The following is a 16,011-nucleotide window of genomic DNA, read 5'->3' on the forward strand; positions in this document are numbered from 1 at the left end:
AGATGGAGAAAAATGAGATAAAGAAAATGCTTCAGAAGGTAGCGGACGGTTCGATTTCAGTGGAGGACGCCTTGTTCAACCTGAAAACAGAACCATTTCAGGATCTGGGATTTGCTAAAATTGACAGCCACAGAAGTCTGAGACAGGGAATCGCTGAAGTGATCTACGGCGCGGGGAAAACGCCGGAACAGATCATTAAAATCGCTTCCACTATGCTGGAACAGGGGCAGAAAACGATCCTGATCACCAGAATGAACCCGGAAGCGGCAGGGATTGTGGGAAATGCAATTCCCATGGAGTATTATGAAATGGGCCATGTGGGGATTGCAGGGCAGATGCCCGTGCCGGATGGAATCGGCAAGATCGTGGTGGCGACGGGAGGAACCAGCGATATGCCGGTGGCAGAGGAAGCCGCCCTCACCGCGCAGGCTCTGGGAAATGAGGTGGTCCGCCTTTACGATGTGGGGGTTGCGGGGATTCACCGCCTGTTCGCCCATATCGATGAGATCATGGACGCCCGGGTGATAATCGCTATCGCCGGAATGGAGGGGGCTCTTGCCAGCGTGATCGGCGGCCTGGCGGACTGCCCTGTGATCGCAGTGCCTACCAGCATCGGTTACGGCGCTTCATTTGGCGGCCTTTCCGCACTTCTTTCCATGCTGAATTCCTGCGCCAGCGGGGTCAGTGTGGTGAATATCGACAATGGTTTCGGCGCTGGTTATCTGGGGAGTATGATAAATCACATGTAGAGAGACGGCAGATAAGGCATAAAAGGAGGTAAATCAGTGAAAACGTTATATTTGGAGTGTAATATGGGGGCAGCAGGAGATATGCTGATGGCTGCTCTCTTGGAACTGCACCCGGACCGGGACGGATTTTTGGAGAGATTTGAAAAGTTGGGGATTCCGGGGGTGAAGGTTACGGCTGAACCGGCTGTGAAATGCGGGATTACCGGAACTCATGTGTCGGTGGTGATTAATGGGGAGGAAGAAGAGAGCCTGGATGAGTGGCATGCGCATTTGCATGATATGGGGCATGGGCATGGAGCGCATGAACACTATCATGATCATCATGGTCATGAGGGGCAAAGCTGCATAGAACATGATCATCATGACCATGATGATCAAAGTTGTGCAGGACATAAACATGACCATCATGGCCATGATGATCAAGGTTGTGCAGAGCATAAACATGGCCATCATGACAATAATGATCAAGGCTGTGCAGAGCAAAAGCATGACCATTATTGTCATGATGATCAAGGTTGTGCGGAACATAAACATGGCCATGATGATCAAACTTTATCAGAACATAACCATGATCATGTTTGTGCATCAAATTATCATGATCCTGATGAGTATATCTGTACTGCACATGGCCATGGGAATGATGATCCGATGCATTTAAACCATTCAGATTGCGGCCATGACCATGAGCACGGTCACGACCATGAGCACGGTCACGACCATGAGCACGACCACAACCACGACCACAACCACGACCATGAGCACGACCACGGTCACGACCACAACCACGGTCACGACCACGACCACGGTCACGATCACAACCACGGTCACGACCATGAGCACAGTTACGACCATGACCACAACCACGACCATAGCCACGACCATAGCCACGGCCACAGCCATGGCCCGGGGCATCATCATCATACGGGAATGCACGAAATCCGGCATATGATCGGGCATTTCGACCTTCCGGACCAGGTGCGCAGGGATGTGCTGGCTGTTTATGAACTGATTGCGGAAGCGGAAAGCCATGCGCACGGAATGCCTGTAGATCAGATTCATTTTCATGAAGTGGGGTCTTTGGACGCGGTGGCGGACATTACGGGCGTCTGTATGCTGATGAATGAATTAGCCCCCGATCAGGTGATTACCTCTCCCGTCCATGTGGGATTCGGCCAGGTGAAATGTGCCCATGGAATCCTGCCTGTACCGGCTCCGGCAACTGCCTGCATTTTAAAAGATGTGCCGGTCTATGGAGGCGAGGTCAGAGGAGAACTCTGTACTCCTACGGGCGCTGCGCTGTTGAAGCATTTTTCAGCCAAATTCGGTTCCATGCCGGTTATGAAGGTTTCTAAAATCGGGTACGGCATGGGCAAGAAGGAATTTGAAAGGGCCAACTGTGTCCGGGCTATGCTGGGAGAAACCGGGGATTCAAAAGATGAGGCGTCCGAACTTTGCTGCAACCTGGACGATATGACGCCTGAGGCCATAGGATTTGCCCAGGAAAGGCTGATGGAAGAAGGGGCGCTGGATGTTTATACGGTGGCCATTGGAATGAAGAAAAACCGTCCCGGAGTGATGCTTGTGTGCATGTGCAGAACAAAGGACAAAGAAAAAATGGTAAGGCTTTTATTCCGGCATACCACAACATTGGGCGTGCGGGAATACAACTGTGCCAGATATACGCTGAAGCGGGAGATAAAAAGCGTGGAGACCCAGTATGGAACTGTCCATATTAAGGAGAGCAGCGGCTGGGATGTGAAACGACGGAAAACAGAATACGAGGATATGGCGCGTATTGCCAGGGAAAAAGGGATATCTCTGGCAGAAGCGGAACAATTAATTCACAGGTATTTATAAAGCTGCTGACTGCGCCGCCCATACAAAAGAACTCACCTGGACGCAAAGTGTTCCGGGTGAGTTATCTTATCTTAAAGGAGGTGTCTTGTCCATGAAAAGGAAATTAGCACAAATTTTAATTGGATTATCAATCGTCATAACAATGAGTTCCTGCAACAACGGGTCAAAGGGCCAGGAATCTCAGCCCCAAACTGCAATATCCCAATCGGAAACCACAACGGAAGAAACCGGCCAGGCCGTCCAATGGGAAGATCCGGCGGTAGAAAAGCTGATCCGGGAATTTCTGGAAAAACCGGAAGGCGATATCAGCATTTCAGATCTGGACTTCATCACATCTGTGGATTTGTATGGAGATGACCGCCTGTTTATTAATGGTAAAGATAAAGACGGCGCCGGTTTTATGGAAAACCGGGAGCAATTGGCCATCCGGTATTATTATGATGAAACTCTGGCAGGCACGATCAAAACTCCGGCCGATTTTAAGAACTTTCATCAGCTAAAGGAACTTGGGATTTATGGAAGCGCTATTACGGATGCCTCCGGATTTCAGGAAATCGTCTGGCTGGAACGGTTGTGGCTGTGGAATAATAAACTTACGGATATTAACGGGATCGAAAAACTCACACAGCTCACTTCACTGGACCTTTCCCAGAATGATTTAGACGACATCAGCCCTCTTAAAACCATGACAGGCCTGAAGGAATTATGGCTCTGGGGCAACCCCATCGAAGATCTGGAACCGCTGAAAGATCTGACCGGCCTGACAACCCTGATGATTCAGCAGACCCCTGTTTTAGATATCAGCCCCCTGGCCGGAATGACGAAGCTGAAGATTCTGGACATTTCTGAAACAGCGGTTTCTGATCTGTCCGCTCTGAAAAATATGAAGGATCTGGAATATCTGTTCGCATTGAAAACAGAGGTGGAGGACTGGTCCGTGGCAGACGGGATGGATGGGTTGAATATAAAAAGATAAAATCCTTTTAATGCACTGGCGGTCCCCTTTATTCCCCACATTTTGGGAGTGTTGGAATTGTATGAGTTAAAAGCAGGATTCGAACATATCATTTCACTGTTTCCCAACTTTACAGTCTTTTCAAATAAAGACGAGACCTATTATGATATTACCAGTTTCCTGCAAAAAATAATGGCTGGTTTCATGTAATCCAGTATATCGAGAAAAACAAATAATCAGGGTAAGTACATTTTATTAGTTATGTGTTTGTTGGCATTAGGCTTATAAGGCGGGCCAGCTCATCCCAATATCGGCTGTAAGGCTAAGGGGAGCAAAAGCCGGTGCATCGGACCGGCTTTTGCTCCCCTTAGCCTTAGTTTAACTTACGGTTGAAAGCCGGTTTTCATCCCCGAGGGATTCCCCTTAGCCCGGTTCCAGACATCCGGCCCGGCCTCGGCTCCCGCGTCCTGTTTTCCTGCGTAACTTTCACTAATTAAATTCCATTTCTACTGAAGCAAACATCCCTCCAGTTCCCTCACAGCCCCCATCAACATTTCTTCCGTAATCTCATAAGGATTGTGCTCAATATCTTTCATGGAAATAGCCTGTTTTACCACGGCTTCCAGATCATTTTCCGTAATTTCCACATCCGCCATGCATATTGGCAGTTTCACGCTCTTGTTGAAATTGTAGACCCGTTCAAACTCCTCTTTTTGTCCGTCGATCAGAAGCAGCAGGAGGATTCCGTAACATACCAGCTCTCCGTGAAGATGCTTTTCTTCAATATGGGGAAATGAAGTCAGCGCATAATAAACGGCATGCCCCAACCCTGTATTGTAGTCAATCCGGTGATCTGCGGTTACAAAGTTAGATACAAGAGCGGTGGTGACCACGATGCACAGAACGGTCTGTTCAAACGCATAGGAAGATACGCCGGTCTTTTGATCTTCCAGGGCCTGTTTTCCATATTTCATCAGGGGTTCGTAACACAGATGGCTCATGCCAACGCCCATGGCAATATAATGAACCAATTCGTCTCCCCGTGCCGAAATGGTGCTTTCGAAATATTTGGCATAAGTATCTCCCATACCGGCCCACATGTATTCGGTGGGGGTGTTGGCGATCACAGATGTCTGTATAAATGCGTGCTGGGCCGGTTTTGGGAAGAAAAACGGCTGTTTAAAGCTGCCGTCCGTATTATAAATGATGGATACGCTGGTACAGGCCGCACAGTTCGACGCGATTGTGGGAAATGTAAATACCGGCTTGTTCATCTTGACTGCCAGGGTCTTTGCCGTATCTAACGCTTTACCGCCCCCGATTCCGAAAATCATATCCGCTTCCTGCACCTGTAAAAGATTCATCAGCCGGTCGACCTGCTCAAAGGTGCACTCCCCGCCAAACCAGATAAAATCTAATATTTCAAGGCCGCTTCCTGCCACAGCCTCCGTCAATTGTTCCTGAACTGCGGCCATGGCCCGGTGTCCGCCGACGGCTATGATGCGGGAACCGTAAGGGCGGCATATTTCAGGGATTTTTTTATAAATGTCGGTTCCGATTGAATAGCTTGGCAGGTTAATGCTGTAATTTTCCATGTTGATTCCTCCTGATATTTTACGATATATGATTAAAATAAAAAAATCTGCCCCTGATAAAAGGACAGATTGTTATTCTGCGGTACCACCTTTTTTGATTAAATAATCCACTCAACCAGAAATGCCATCACACTTCCTACCGTTAACGCCGGAATACGTCCTCAGATACTTTGTCAAATTACAAAATGACATTTCCCCTGGCCCTCAACGGTCCATTTACCAGCCGGCTTTTCCACGGGGCTCTCAGCTTATGCCCCATTCTCTGTACGGCGCCTTTGAAGGTTTTATCTCCGTCTCGATGGTTTACTCATATTCTAAAGGCTGCTGCCGTGTTTGTCAATCCCAAAATTTGGACGGTTCCGGAAGGCGGTTTGCGGGCGGCAGAGAGGAGAAAATTCCCCTAAGTGATAAAATATCTGTAAAAAATCTAAAGAAATTACCAAAAATAATTCGCCGGTATTAGTATTATTTTTGTATAACAGCGCCGGTATTCCGGCTAAACGGGGAGGAATGACAATGAAAAAAACAGCGGTATTATTGGCGCTTGGGCTGATGGCGACTGCGGGCCTTAGCGGATGCGGGAAAACAGCACAGGCCGGGGAACCTGAGATATTGAAAGTGGGTAATATGGGAACCAGCATAAAAGCGGCCATGGTGGTTCTGGCCCATGAGATGGGATATTATGAGGAAGAAGGCCTGAAAGTAGAATTTGAACAGATCAATAATTTAAATGACGGACTGACCGCCATTGGAACCGGCAAGATGGACGTGCTTCCTATGGGAATCATCCCTACCGTGACATTTGCGGCCCAGGGCGGCGATTACGTGGTATTTGGCGGAACCATAGCAGAAGGCGGGGAAGTGGTGGTCTCCGACGAATACAAGGATAAGGTGAAATCTTTAGAAGATCTGGAGGGCCTTACCATTGCCTGTGTGCGGCCGGAAACCAGCCATATGATTGCGGAAAGTTTGATGCGGGATCAGGGGATGGATGTGGATGGCGCTACGAAATTTGTGGAAGTGGACGGCTTTCAGAGCGTGATTGAGGCCGTGCAGAAGAAAACGGCCGATGCGGGATTTGTAAACAGCGGGTTTGGCCTGATCGCAAGAAAGCAGGGGCTCACTAAGGCATTTGCAATCGGTGATGTGATGCCGGGGGCGGTGTGCTGCCGCCAGACCACATCCCAAAAGGTGATCGACGAAAAGCGGGATGCCCTGGTGAAATTCCAGACCGCTAACTTACGGGCTTACCTGCTGTGCCTGGAAGACCCGGAAACGGCGGTTAAGAAACTGATGGATTTTTCAGGACAGGACAGGGAATATGTGGAATACTGCCTTTACGACGGGGCCATGAAGATAACCATGGATCCGGCCAGGAATAAGGTGATGTCATTTTATGAAGTGATGAAAAATAACGGCGATATCCCGGAAGACAGTAAATGGGACGGAGATAAAAATGTGGACATCACCATTTATAAAGAAGCCCTGGACGGGCTTGCAAAGCGGCTGCCGGATAATGAGACGCTGAAAGAACTGGAGAAACAATATCAGGAGAATAACTTTTAGAGAGGTTTGTGTGTAAATCTGCGCAAAAACCGCTCCGGTATGGAGGAGTTTTATGATTGAACTGAAGCAGGCCGGATTCCACTATCCGGGAGAGACGCAGTGTGTGCTGGACGGGATCGATTTAACAATTGAAGACGGTGAATTCGTGGTGGCGCTGGGAGGCAGCGGCTGCGGTAAGAGCACGCTTCTGAGCCTGATCGCAGGCCTCAGGACGGTCACATCGGGTGCGATAACCATTGATGGAAACGCCTGTTTTGGCCCGGGAGAGAATACGGGCATTCTGTTCCAGCACAATTCCCTGTTTCCCTGGATGACGGTGAAAAAGAACATTACGTTCGGAATCCGCCAGTCCCATCCGGATATGAAAAAGGCGGAACGGGAGCTGCGGGCCGGACGTTACCTGGCTTATGTGGGTCTGGAGGACAGCAAAGAAAAATATCCGGGGCAGTTGTCGGGAGGAATGCGGCAGAGGGCCGCAATCGCCAGGATGATGGCTATGGATAAGGAACTCCTTCTGCTGGATGAGCCGTTTGCGTCCCTGGACCCGAAAAACAGGATGGAGCTGCAGCAGCTTTTAGAAACCATGTGGAAAAAGGGAGAAAAGAAAAAGACCATCCTATTTGTCACCCATGATGTGGATGAAGCCATATTTTTGGGGGACCGGGTGATATTTTTGGACCGGCAGAAGATACGGGCTGATATTAAGATTCCATTTAAACGTCCCCGGGGAATTGATACCATTTTGAAGGAAGAGGAATACTGCGTGATCCGAAAACAACTGATTGATCTGTACTATGAAGGAAATGAGGCCGGAAAAGAGCGGGGGCCGGCACAGGAATTTGCAGGATGCGGCTGCCGCTGAAACGGGAGGATTTAGGAAAATGAAAATGATATGTGACTGGCTGGTTCATGTCCTCTATGGAGCCCTTCTGGTAATGGGGATTGTTCCGGTTAACAATGAGGTTCCAGGCGGGGCCGCATTCGCCTGTATGGTTACCGCGGCCGAAGCCATTTATCTGATAAGAAGGAAGGGAGAAAAGAGGGCAAACAGCGACCTCATGGCAGGGTTTTACGCTGTTTTGATCCTATGGGAACTGGTTACAGACTGGATTCCGGCGGTGAACCCGATTCTGCTCCCGTCTCCCAGGGCCGTATTCCAGGTTTTCATAAATCAGCGCAGCCTGATGATAAAAGGGGTATATTCGTCTTTCCAGCTTCTATTGGCCGGATTCGGAGCTGCATTTTTCCTGGGCATTCCACTGGGGATTTTGTCGGGCCGGGTGAGGCGGATGAGGGGATTTTTACTTCCTGCTGCCAAAATCGCCTGCTGCATCCCGCCCATCATCTACACTCCTTATGTGGTGGCGGTCATGCCTTCGTTTAGGAGCGCATCCGTATTCGTGATGGTGATGGGGCTGTTTTGGCCGGTGTTTATGAATGTGGTTCTCATGGTATCTTCTCTGCCGCAGACCATGGAGGACACCATAAAGAGCATGAGGGTGGGAAAATGGGATCTTTTTACGGAAATCTATCTGCCCTATGTGATTCCGGGCGTGGTGAAAAGCCTGCACATTTCACTATCCACTTCATTTATGCTGCTGACCATGGCGGAAATGATGGGCGCGTCTTCCGGCCTGGGATATTTTATCAAAAATTTTGCCGATTATGGAAATTATACCTGTGTGCTGGCCGGAATTATCCTGACCGCGGCGGTGATCCTGCTGCTCAACCTGTTTCTGGATTTTTTAGAGGAGAAATGTATCCGCTGGAACCGGTAAAGATTTTATATGTTCTAAAAAAATTACAAATTTTATGACATAATTTCAAAGATAGAGTTGAAAACGCTTTTATACTTAAATGATATAAAGGAGGTTTTTATGGAACGTGATTTTTATCAGGAGATTACAGATATCTGCACCGGATATTTTCATTCCGATGAGACGCTGACAATTTGGGACCTGGCCGACAGGGTGATGAGCCTGGACGGGCTGCCCATGCACTGTCCGCCTCACCATTATATGATACCGGCCGTGATGCTGACAGTTGTGTATAAGATGGAAAACAGGACTGCCCGGCAGCTGGCAGAGGATTTGGAACAGGTGCTGGAACGGGCAAAGAATGTGCTGGGCGGTTTTTGCGGGAACTATGGCAACTGCGGAGCTGCTGTGGGCATCGGCATTTTTACCAGCGTTTACCTGAAGGCGGCGCCCAAGACAGAGGGGAAGAACTGGTCCCTTCCAAACAGAGGGACAGGAAGATGCCTTCTAAAGATCGCAGAGGTGGAAGGCCCCAGGTGCTGCAAGCGCAATACCTATCTGGCATTTGAAGAGGCGGTGGATTTCCTGGAAGAAGAGCTGGGAATCCATTTGGAAAAAAGGGATAAAGTCATTTGCCGGTTTTATAAAAACAACCGGGAATGCAAGCTGAAACAGTGCCCATTCTTCCCAAAAAGCAGGGCTGATTTAGAGGAACAGGAAGCGGTGATCATTGAAGCGGCCAAAGGGGCTGAGGACATCCGGTGCGAATGTGAGCTGCACCCGTCCAGCATCCAGTATCATGATGAGACGGGAGAGTGGAAAGAGGGGCTGGATGATTTTGCGAAGAAAACCGCAGAGGAAGAGAATCGTGATATCGATTTGTATCTGATTTCCGGTTTTCTGGGATCGGGCAAAACCACATTGCTGAAAAAGATGCTGTCCGGCATGGGCGGTAAAAAGGTGGGGGTTCTGGTCAATGAGTTCGGCGGCGTGGGAATCGACGGCACTCTGGTGGAACGGGAGGGCATGCATCTGATCGAGATCAGCAACGGATCCATTTTCTGCAGCTGCCTGAAGGGAGAATTTGTAAAGACCCTGATCGGGTTTACCAAGCTGGATGTGGACGTCCTCATCGTTGAAAACTCAGGCCTGGCTGATCCGTCCAGCATCCATACCCTGTTGGATGAGCTGACGGGTAAAATCGAACGTGGATATCATTATAAAGGGGCCATTTGTGTGGTGGATTCCGTATCCTTTACAAAACATGTGAAGGTGCTGACGCCAATACAGAATCAGATCATTTCCAGCAATTTTATCATTATCAATAAGATTGACCTGGTGAATGAGGTGACTTTGAAGGAGATACGCGCTGTGATTGAGGAGCTGAATCCCGATGCATTCCGGTATGAAACCATGTTTTCGGATGTGCCGGCGGAGTTTCTGCAGGAACATCTGGAGGACAACGGATATGTGGGAGAAACCAGCAACCATCCCTGGAACCGTCCCGCATCCTATGCGCTGGAGTGTGACGGGGATATATCGGAAGAGAAATTAAAGGAATTCATCAGCAGCCTTTCGGTTGACATGCTGAGAGGAAAGGGATTTGCTAAGATAGAAAACAAATGGTTCCTTTTTGATTCTACGGCGGATCAGTGGTCGTTTGAGCCCTATGTGCCTAAGAAAAGGGATCTGATGGTGAGGACAAAGATTGTTCTGATACTGAATGGACACGGGGATTTTAAACAGGAACTGTACCGGCAGTGGGACAGGATCATGGGGTGCCCGGTTAATATTTATGAATAATGAAAAATGATGGAGGAGAAAGAAGATGAATCAGAAAGAATTGGTGTTAAACGCCATGCAGTGCAAAAAAGTGGACAGAATTCCGTGGGTGCCTTTTGTAGGCTGTCATGCGGCCAGCTTAATCGGAGTGGACTGTGAAACATTTTTTAAAAACGAAGAGGACATTGTTAACGGCGTGTTAAAAGCGGTAGAGCTTTACAATCCCGACGGAATCCCCACCATGTTCGATTTACAGCTTGAAGCCGAGGCCATGGGATGTAAACTCACCTATGCGAAAGACAACCCACCGGCGGTATCCACCCACATTTTAGAGCAGGGGGCCAGCCTGGAAGACTTAAAGATCCCAACGGAAAATGACGGACGCCTTCCCATCGCCCTTGGCGCCACCAGAAGGATCGTGGAAGCGGTAGGGGATAAAATTGCGGTGTACGGCCTGATTACCGGACCATTTACCCTGGCCCTGCACTTAAAGGGCACCGACATTTTTTACGATATGCTGGATGAGCCGGAAGAGGTGGAAGAGCTCATGGAATTCTGCCAGAAGGTGGCAATTAACATGGCGAAAATGTACATAGACGCAGGCGTTGATATCGTGGCCCTGGTGGATCCCATGACCTCTCAGATTTCTCCTGATAATTTCGAGGAATTCGTCAGCCCTTACGTGACTCCTGTTTTTGATTACATCCATGAAAGGGGAAAACTGGGTTCCATGTTCGTATGCGGCAATGCCAAGAGAAATGTGGAAGCTATGTGTAAAATCCATGCGGATAATGTATCCGTGGATGAGAATATCCCGCTGGAATACGTGGTGGATATCTGCCATAAGAACCAGGTTTCTGTGGGCGGCAACATTAAGCTGACCCTGACTATGCTGTTCGGCACCCCATATGACAACATGCAGGATGCCACCAACTGTATGCAGATCGGCGGCCACGAAGGCTTTATCCTGGCTCCCGGCTGCGATATGCCGTATGCGACACCGGTTGAAAATGTGCAGGCGGTGACCAAAACGGTTCATGGAGACATTGAAGATATCTTCGAAGGCGGCAACGTGATGGACGGCGTAACTTACGAGCTTCCGGATTACCAGGCGGAGGAAAAGGTGATCATCGACTGCATTACGCTGGATTCCGAATCCTGCGCGGCCTGCCAGTATAACATGGAGGCAGTGCGTGTGGCGGCGGCTCCGTTAATGGATCAGGTTACGATTATTGAACATAAAATCAAGGAAAAAGAAGGGGTTGCCTGCATGATGAAACTGGGAGCCAAGCAGGTTCCCACCATCTGTGTGGACGGCGAAGTGAAGTACGAAAGTATCCTGCCGGATACCCCGGAACTTACAGCCTGTTTTAAGGCTGCAGTCGACAAGAAAAGAAAGGGCTGAGCATTATGACGAAAGTAAAAATTAATCCGGGTATCTGCGGTCTGGTCACAACCGTGACCGCGGAGTCGGAGGACCAGCAGGAAGTTACAGTAACCGTGAAATCAGGCTGCGAAAGCATCAGGAAGATGTTTGAGGATTTGGGAAATACGTTTGATGCCTTTGACGTATGCCTGGCCAAACCCGGGGCAGGGGATCTCTATGAGTATGCCGCTGAACATTTCCCAGGACACGCGTCCTGCCCGGCGGTTGCCGGAATCATTAAGTGCATGGAAGTGGAATGCAGGCTGGCGCTTCCAGCCGCAGCTACCATTGAATTTGAGAAATAAATAAGGGATGGGAGGGAGGTGCGGCGACACCTCCCTTTCTGTTACAGACCGTTATGTTTTATGAATTATGGATGTTAAGTTGTTGGGAGATATGGTATAATGGCCGCAGAGCGGGCATTATACCTGCGCATGCCGGTTTCTGCGTTCGCCGCAGAAAGCCGGGCGCTGGAATCGGCCGGAGGCTGCTATAGGCGCTTTGCGGCTATGGCATAATGGGCGCAGAGCGGGCATTATACCTGCGCATGCCGGTTTCTGCGCTCGCCGCAGAAAGCCGGGCGCTGGAATCGGCCGGAGGCTGCTATAGGCGCTTGCGGCTATGGCATAATGGCCGCAGAGCGGGCATTATACCTGTGGAAAAGGGAAGTTAAAAAGGAGCAGGATATGGATCGAATGACGGAATTAGAACAATTATGCGGGCTGATTAAGCCGCTGAATCAGGAAATCCTGCGGGTGAGCAAAGCCCACTGGGATAATATAGCAAAGCCCCTGGACGGGCTGGGGCTGCTGGAACAGATGATTACTAAGATAGCCGGAATCCAAAACCAGGAGATGGTTTCATTGGAGAAAAAGGCGGTTGTGGTTATGTGCAGTGACAACGGCGTGGTGGCCGAAGGGGTGACCCAGACGGACAGCAGCGTGACGGCAGTGGTCTCTGAGAACTTTGCCAGAGGGATTGCCAGTGTAAACAGGATGGCCGCTGTGGCGGGAGCTGACGTGATACCGGTGGATATCGGCATTAACCGGGACGTAAAAGAACCGGGAATCAGGAACTGCAAAATCGCCTATGGCACAAAAAACCTGGCCAAAGAACCGGCCATGACGAGAGAAGAGGCCCTTCAGGGAATTTTAACAGGAATTCATCTTGTGCGGGAACTGAAAGAGAGCGGATACCGGATTCTGGGCACCGGTGAGATGGGGATTGGAAATACTACCACCAGCAGCGCCATTGCCTCTGTGATGTTAAACCTGCCCCCCGAACAGGTGACGGGAAAAGGCGCAGGCCTTTCAAAAGAAGGGATTATAAGGAAGATAAATGTGATCAAAGAGGCCATAGCGCTCCACCATCCGGATCCGGCGGCCCCCATTGAAGTGCTGGCTGACCTGGGCGGTTTTGATATCGCGGGAATGACCGGTTTGTTCTTGGGCGGAGCCATTTACCGGATTCCTGTGGTCATAGACGGCCTTATTTCCTCCATCGCCGCCCTGCTGGCAAAGAGGATCTGCCCTGAGGCTGTCGGATATATGCTGCCGTCCCATATGAGCAAGGAACCGTCCAGTGAACGGATTATGGAAGAACTGGGGCTCAGACCCCTCATTTTGGGGAATCTGGCGTTGGGAGAAGGAACGGGGACAGTGCTCTTGTTCCCCATGCTGGATATGGCCAATGAGGTATACCTGGAAAACAGCACATTTGAAACAATTAATATAGAAGCTTATAAAAAGTTTGAAGGAGACGAGCAGTGATGAGAACAGAAGAATCAAAGCGGTTATTTGAAGCGTCCAGACAGAGGATTCCGGGTGGCGTGAACAGTCCGGTGCGCGCTTTTGGATCCGTTGGAAGAACTCCGTTATTTATTGATCATGCAAAAGGCAGCCGCATCACGGATGTGGATGGAAATGAATATATTGACTATGTCTGTTCCTGGGGCCCTGGAATTCTGGGACATGCCCATCCGGAAGTGATCGAAGCGGTGAAAGAAGCCTGTGAGAAGGGGTTAACCTACGGAGCGCCTACCAAAAAGGAGCTGGTGCTGGCGGAAATGATCTGTGAGGCGATGCCTTCTGTGGAAAAAGTGAGGCTGGTCAGTTCCGGTACGGAAGCGGTCATGAGCGCAATCCGCACGGCCCGCGGGTATACGGGCAGGGATCTGATCATCAAATTCAAGGGCAACTACCACGGCCATTCCGACGGCCTTCTGGTAAAGGCTGGTTCTGCCGCCCTCACCACGGCGGTTCCGGACAGCAGCGGCGTTCCGGCTTCCTATACTCAGAATACCCTGGTGGCCCTTTACAATGATAAGGATTCAGTCAGAGAGCTGATGGAAACTTACAAAGGCCAGGTGGCTGCCATTATCGTGGAGCCGGTGGCTGCCAACATGGGGGTAGTCCTTCCGCAGGACGGGTTCCTGGAATTTCTGCGGGAAATCACGCTGGAATATGGCACAGTTTTGATTTTCGACGAGGTGATTACCGGGTTCCGTCTCGGATATGGCGGGGCCCAGGATTATTATAAGATTAAGCCGGACATGACTACTTTGGGCAAGATCATCGGCGGCGGAATGCCCATGGCCGCTTACGGCGGCAAAAAGGAAATCATGGACATGGTTTCACCGGTGGGGCCTGTATACCAGGCTGGTACCCTATCAGGCAATCCCATTGCCACCACTGCGGGTATCAAAACGCTGGAGATATTGAAAGCACACCCGGAATATTACACCGGAATAGAACAGAAAGCCAAAACTCTTGCAGAGGCCCTGAGGAAACGGGGAGAACTGAAAAATGGAGGGAATCTGTGCGTAAACCAGGTGGGATCACTGCTGTGTGCATTTTTCACGGGAAAAATGGTGACGGACTACGAAAGCGCCACCTCTTCGGATACACAGGCATATGCGGAGTATTTCGGAGCGCTTTTGGAACATGGTATCTATGTGGCGCCGTCTCAGTTTGAGGCCATGTTTGTATCGGCCGCTCACAGCGATGAAGACATTAAAAAAACCTGTGAGGTCATTTTACAGGCGTAAAGCGAGGCTGTTATGGGAGTACAATTATTAAGTGTCAGTTATAAAACAACGCCCATTGAGATCCGGTCCCTGTTCGCGTTTAATGAGGAACAGCAGGAAAGGATTCTGGACGGGCTTTGCGGCCATGAATCCATAGAAGAGGCGGTGGTATTATCCACCTGCAACCGGATGGAAGTGTACTGCTATTCCAACGATAGGGCGGATGCATCAAAGGTATTTGAGCAGATGCTGGAAACGGTGGCGGAAACGGCGGGGGCAGGGCAGGTGGAAAACCTGAGGGATTATATTCTGTTATATCAGGATCATAAAGCCATGCATCATCTGTTCCGGGTGGCGGCCGGCCTGGATTCCATGGTGATCGGGGAAGATCAGATCCTGGGGCAGGTTAAACACGCCCATGAGTTTTCCCATGTCAGGAACCGGTGCAGCACTTACTTAAACACGCTGTTTCGATACGCGGTTACCTGTTCCAAGAAAATCAAGACAGATACGGTTCTGTCCAAGACCAGCATTTCCACGGCAACCCTGGCCATTAAAGCCGCGGAGCATGAACTGGGCAGCCTTCAGGATAAAAAGATGATGATCATAGGGGCTTCCGGCAAGATCGGCGGCATTGTGCTCAAAAATGCGGGCTGTATAAAAGGCCTTTCCATCTGCGTCACCAGCCGGAATCATTTGCCTGGAATGACGGGAGGAGGACATATCAGCTATGAAGTCATTTCCTATGATGAAAGATATTCTTACATGGACGAAATGGACATCATCATCAGCGCCACGTCCAGCCCTCATTACACCGTCACCAAAAATCATTTTGAAAAATGCATGAAGACGGACAAACGAAGAGTATTCGTTGATCTGGCGGTTCCCATGGATATTGAAAAGGCAGTGGGGGACTTAAAAGGAGTCAGATACTTTAATATAGAAGATATGAAGGAACTGGCAAGGCAGAACAACGAGAAAAAGCAGGCGGATATCAAGGCGGCGGACAAGATTCTGGATGAATACGAGGACCAGTTTTCCAGGTGGCTTCTGTTCCAGACCCACCGTTCCCAGATGGACCGTTTAAAATGTGATATGATGGAGGACGCGGGAGAAAAGGGCATCGACACAGCCATTAACCACCTCTTTTATAAGATAAGGGAAATGGGCAGTTTAGGGGAAGTGGAGGCATTTATGTCCGTAATATCTAAAATAAATGCGGAATTGCAGTAAGATTCTAAAAGAAATACAATTACTCCAAAAAAAGTACAAAATTCTGCCGGAACAATTTCTTATACT

Annotated in this window: 13 protein-coding genes; 12 read left to right on the forward strand and 1 reads right to left on the reverse strand. The window is 49.6% G+C overall.

The genetic code is table 11. The features are described 5' to 3' along the window. Positions 1-2 precede the first annotated feature (2 nt). The 3 genes from larB (at position 3) to GPL15_RS04300 (ending at position 3,582) form a co-directional block, all read left to right on the forward strand. Positions 3-749 (forward strand): nickel pincer cofactor biosynthesis protein LarB, encoded by a 747-nt coding sequence (gene larB / locus GPL15_RS04290; RefSeq protein ID WP_215696354.1) that lies wholly within the window; start codon positions 3-5, stop codon positions 747-749. A gap of 36 nt (positions 750-785) precedes the next feature. After that, complete coding sequence (gene larC / locus GPL15_RS04295) at positions 786-2,606, forward strand: nickel pincer cofactor biosynthesis protein LarC (RefSeq protein ID WP_215696356.1); 1,821 nt, start codon at positions 786-788, stop codon at positions 2,604-2,606. Between the two features lie 91 nt (positions 2,607-2,697). Then, the gene (locus GPL15_RS04300) at positions 2,698-3,582 is read left to right on the forward strand and encodes a leucine-rich repeat domain-containing protein (protein WP_215696357.1); all 885 of its coding nucleotides are present in this window, start codon (positions 2,698-2,700) and stop codon (positions 3,580-3,582) included. Positions 3,583-4,067: 485 nt separating this feature from the next. On the opposite strand, the gene GPL15_RS04305 is transcribed toward GPL15_RS04300, so the two are convergent. After that, on the reverse strand, positions 4,068-5,156 hold the full coding sequence (locus tag GPL15_RS04305) for an iron-containing alcohol dehydrogenase family protein (RefSeq protein WP_215696359.1): 1,089 nt from the start codon (positions 5,154-5,156) through the stop codon (positions 4,068-4,070). A gap of 516 nt (positions 5,157-5,672) precedes the next feature. Here GPL15_RS04305 and GPL15_RS04310 point away from each other — a divergent pair. The 9 genes from GPL15_RS04310 (at position 5,673) to hemA (ending at position 15,945) form a co-directional block, all read left to right on the forward strand. After that, positions 5,673-6,722 carry an ABC transporter substrate-binding protein gene (locus GPL15_RS04310; RefSeq protein WP_215696360.1) on the forward strand — a complete coding sequence of 350 codons (1,050 nt, stop codon included), beginning with the start codon at positions 5,673-5,675 and terminating at the stop codon, positions 6,720-6,722. A 52-nt stretch (positions 6,723-6,774) separates the two neighbouring features. After that, positions 6,775-7,584 (forward strand): ABC transporter ATP-binding protein, encoded by an 810-nt coding sequence (locus tag GPL15_RS04315; RefSeq protein ID WP_215696361.1) that lies wholly within the window; start codon positions 6,775-6,777, stop codon positions 7,582-7,584. 19 nt (positions 7,585-7,603) lie between these two features. Beyond that, positions 7,604-8,500: an ABC transporter permease subunit gene (locus GPL15_RS04320; protein WP_215696363.1), complete on the forward strand. Its 897-nt coding sequence runs from the start codon at positions 7,604-7,606 to the stop codon at positions 8,498-8,500. Between the two features lie 99 nt (positions 8,501-8,599). Next, positions 8,600-10,282, forward strand: a complete 1,683-nt coding sequence (locus GPL15_RS04325; RefSeq protein ID WP_215696364.1) for a DUF5714 domain-containing protein — start codon at positions 8,600-8,602, stop codon at positions 10,280-10,282. A gap of 25 nt (positions 10,283-10,307) precedes the next feature. Next, positions 10,308-11,666 (forward strand): uroporphyrinogen decarboxylase family protein, encoded by a 1,359-nt coding sequence (locus GPL15_RS04330; protein WP_215696366.1) that lies wholly within the window; start codon positions 10,308-10,310, stop codon positions 11,664-11,666. A 5-nt stretch (positions 11,667-11,671) separates the two neighbouring features. Beyond that, on the forward strand, positions 11,672-11,992 hold the full coding sequence (locus GPL15_RS04335; RefSeq protein WP_215696367.1) for a hypothetical protein: 321 nt from the start codon (positions 11,672-11,674) through the stop codon (positions 11,990-11,992). Positions 11,993-12,373: 381 nt separating this feature from the next. Further along, positions 12,374-13,456: a nicotinate-nucleotide--dimethylbenzimidazole phosphoribosyltransferase gene (gene cobT, locus GPL15_RS04340; RefSeq protein WP_346344891.1), complete on the forward strand. Its 1,083-nt coding sequence runs from the start codon at positions 12,374-12,376 to the stop codon at positions 13,454-13,456. After that, positions 13,456-14,733, forward strand: coding sequence for a glutamate-1-semialdehyde 2,1-aminomutase (hemL, locus tag GPL15_RS04345; protein ID WP_215696368.1), 1,278 nt, complete (start codon positions 13,456-13,458; stop codon positions 14,731-14,733). Before cobT ends, hemL begins: the two co-directional genes overlap by 1 nt. A 12-nt stretch (positions 14,734-14,745) precedes the next feature. Further along, a complete protein-coding gene (gene hemA, locus GPL15_RS04350) occupies positions 14,746-15,945 on the forward strand; it encodes a glutamyl-tRNA reductase (RefSeq protein ID WP_215696369.1) in 1,200 nt (399 codons plus the stop codon). Positions 15,946-16,011 lie beyond the last annotated feature (66 nt).

Source organism: Clostridium sp. MCC353 (genome assembly GCF_018785315.1).
Taxonomy (GTDB): domain Bacteria; phylum Bacillota; class Clostridia; order Lachnospirales; family Lachnospiraceae; genus CHH4-2.

Excerpts from the sequence above, each read along its gene's own strand:
- larB (WP_215696354.1), top strand. The coding sequence starts at position 3 with ATGGAGAAAAATGAGATAAAGAAAATGCTTCAGAAGGTAGCGGACGGT.
- GPL15_RS04300 (WP_215696357.1), top strand. The coding sequence starts at position 2,698 with ATGAAAAGGAAATTAGCACAAATTTTAATTGGATTATCAATCGTCATA.
- GPL15_RS04305 (WP_215696359.1), bottom strand. The coding sequence starts at position 5,156 with ATGGAAAATTACAGCATTAACCTGCCAAGCTATTCAATCGGAACCGAC.
- GPL15_RS04310 (WP_215696360.1), top strand. The coding sequence starts at position 5,673 with ATGAAAAAAACAGCGGTATTATTGGCGCTTGGGCTGATGGCGACTGCG.
- GPL15_RS04315 (WP_215696361.1), top strand. The coding sequence starts at position 6,775 with ATGATTGAACTGAAGCAGGCCGGATTCCACTATCCGGGAGAGACGCAG.
- GPL15_RS04320 (WP_215696363.1), top strand. The coding sequence starts at position 7,604 with ATGAAAATGATATGTGACTGGCTGGTTCATGTCCTCTATGGAGCCCTT.
- GPL15_RS04325 (WP_215696364.1), top strand. The coding sequence starts at position 8,600 with ATGGAACGTGATTTTTATCAGGAGATTACAGATATCTGCACCGGATAT.
- GPL15_RS04330 (WP_215696366.1), top strand. The coding sequence starts at position 10,308 with ATGAATCAGAAAGAATTGGTGTTAAACGCCATGCAGTGCAAAAAAGTG.
- GPL15_RS04335 (WP_215696367.1), top strand. The coding sequence starts at position 11,672 with ATGACGAAAGTAAAAATTAATCCGGGTATCTGCGGTCTGGTCACAACC.
- cobT (WP_346344891.1), top strand. The coding sequence starts at position 12,374 with ATGGATCGAATGACGGAATTAGAACAATTATGCGGGCTGATTAAGCCG.
- hemL (WP_215696368.1), top strand. The coding sequence starts at position 13,456 with ATGAGAACAGAAGAATCAAAGCGGTTATTTGAAGCGTCCAGACAGAGG.
- hemA (WP_215696369.1), top strand. The coding sequence starts at position 14,746 with ATGGGAGTACAATTATTAAGTGTCAGTTATAAAACAACGCCCATTGAG.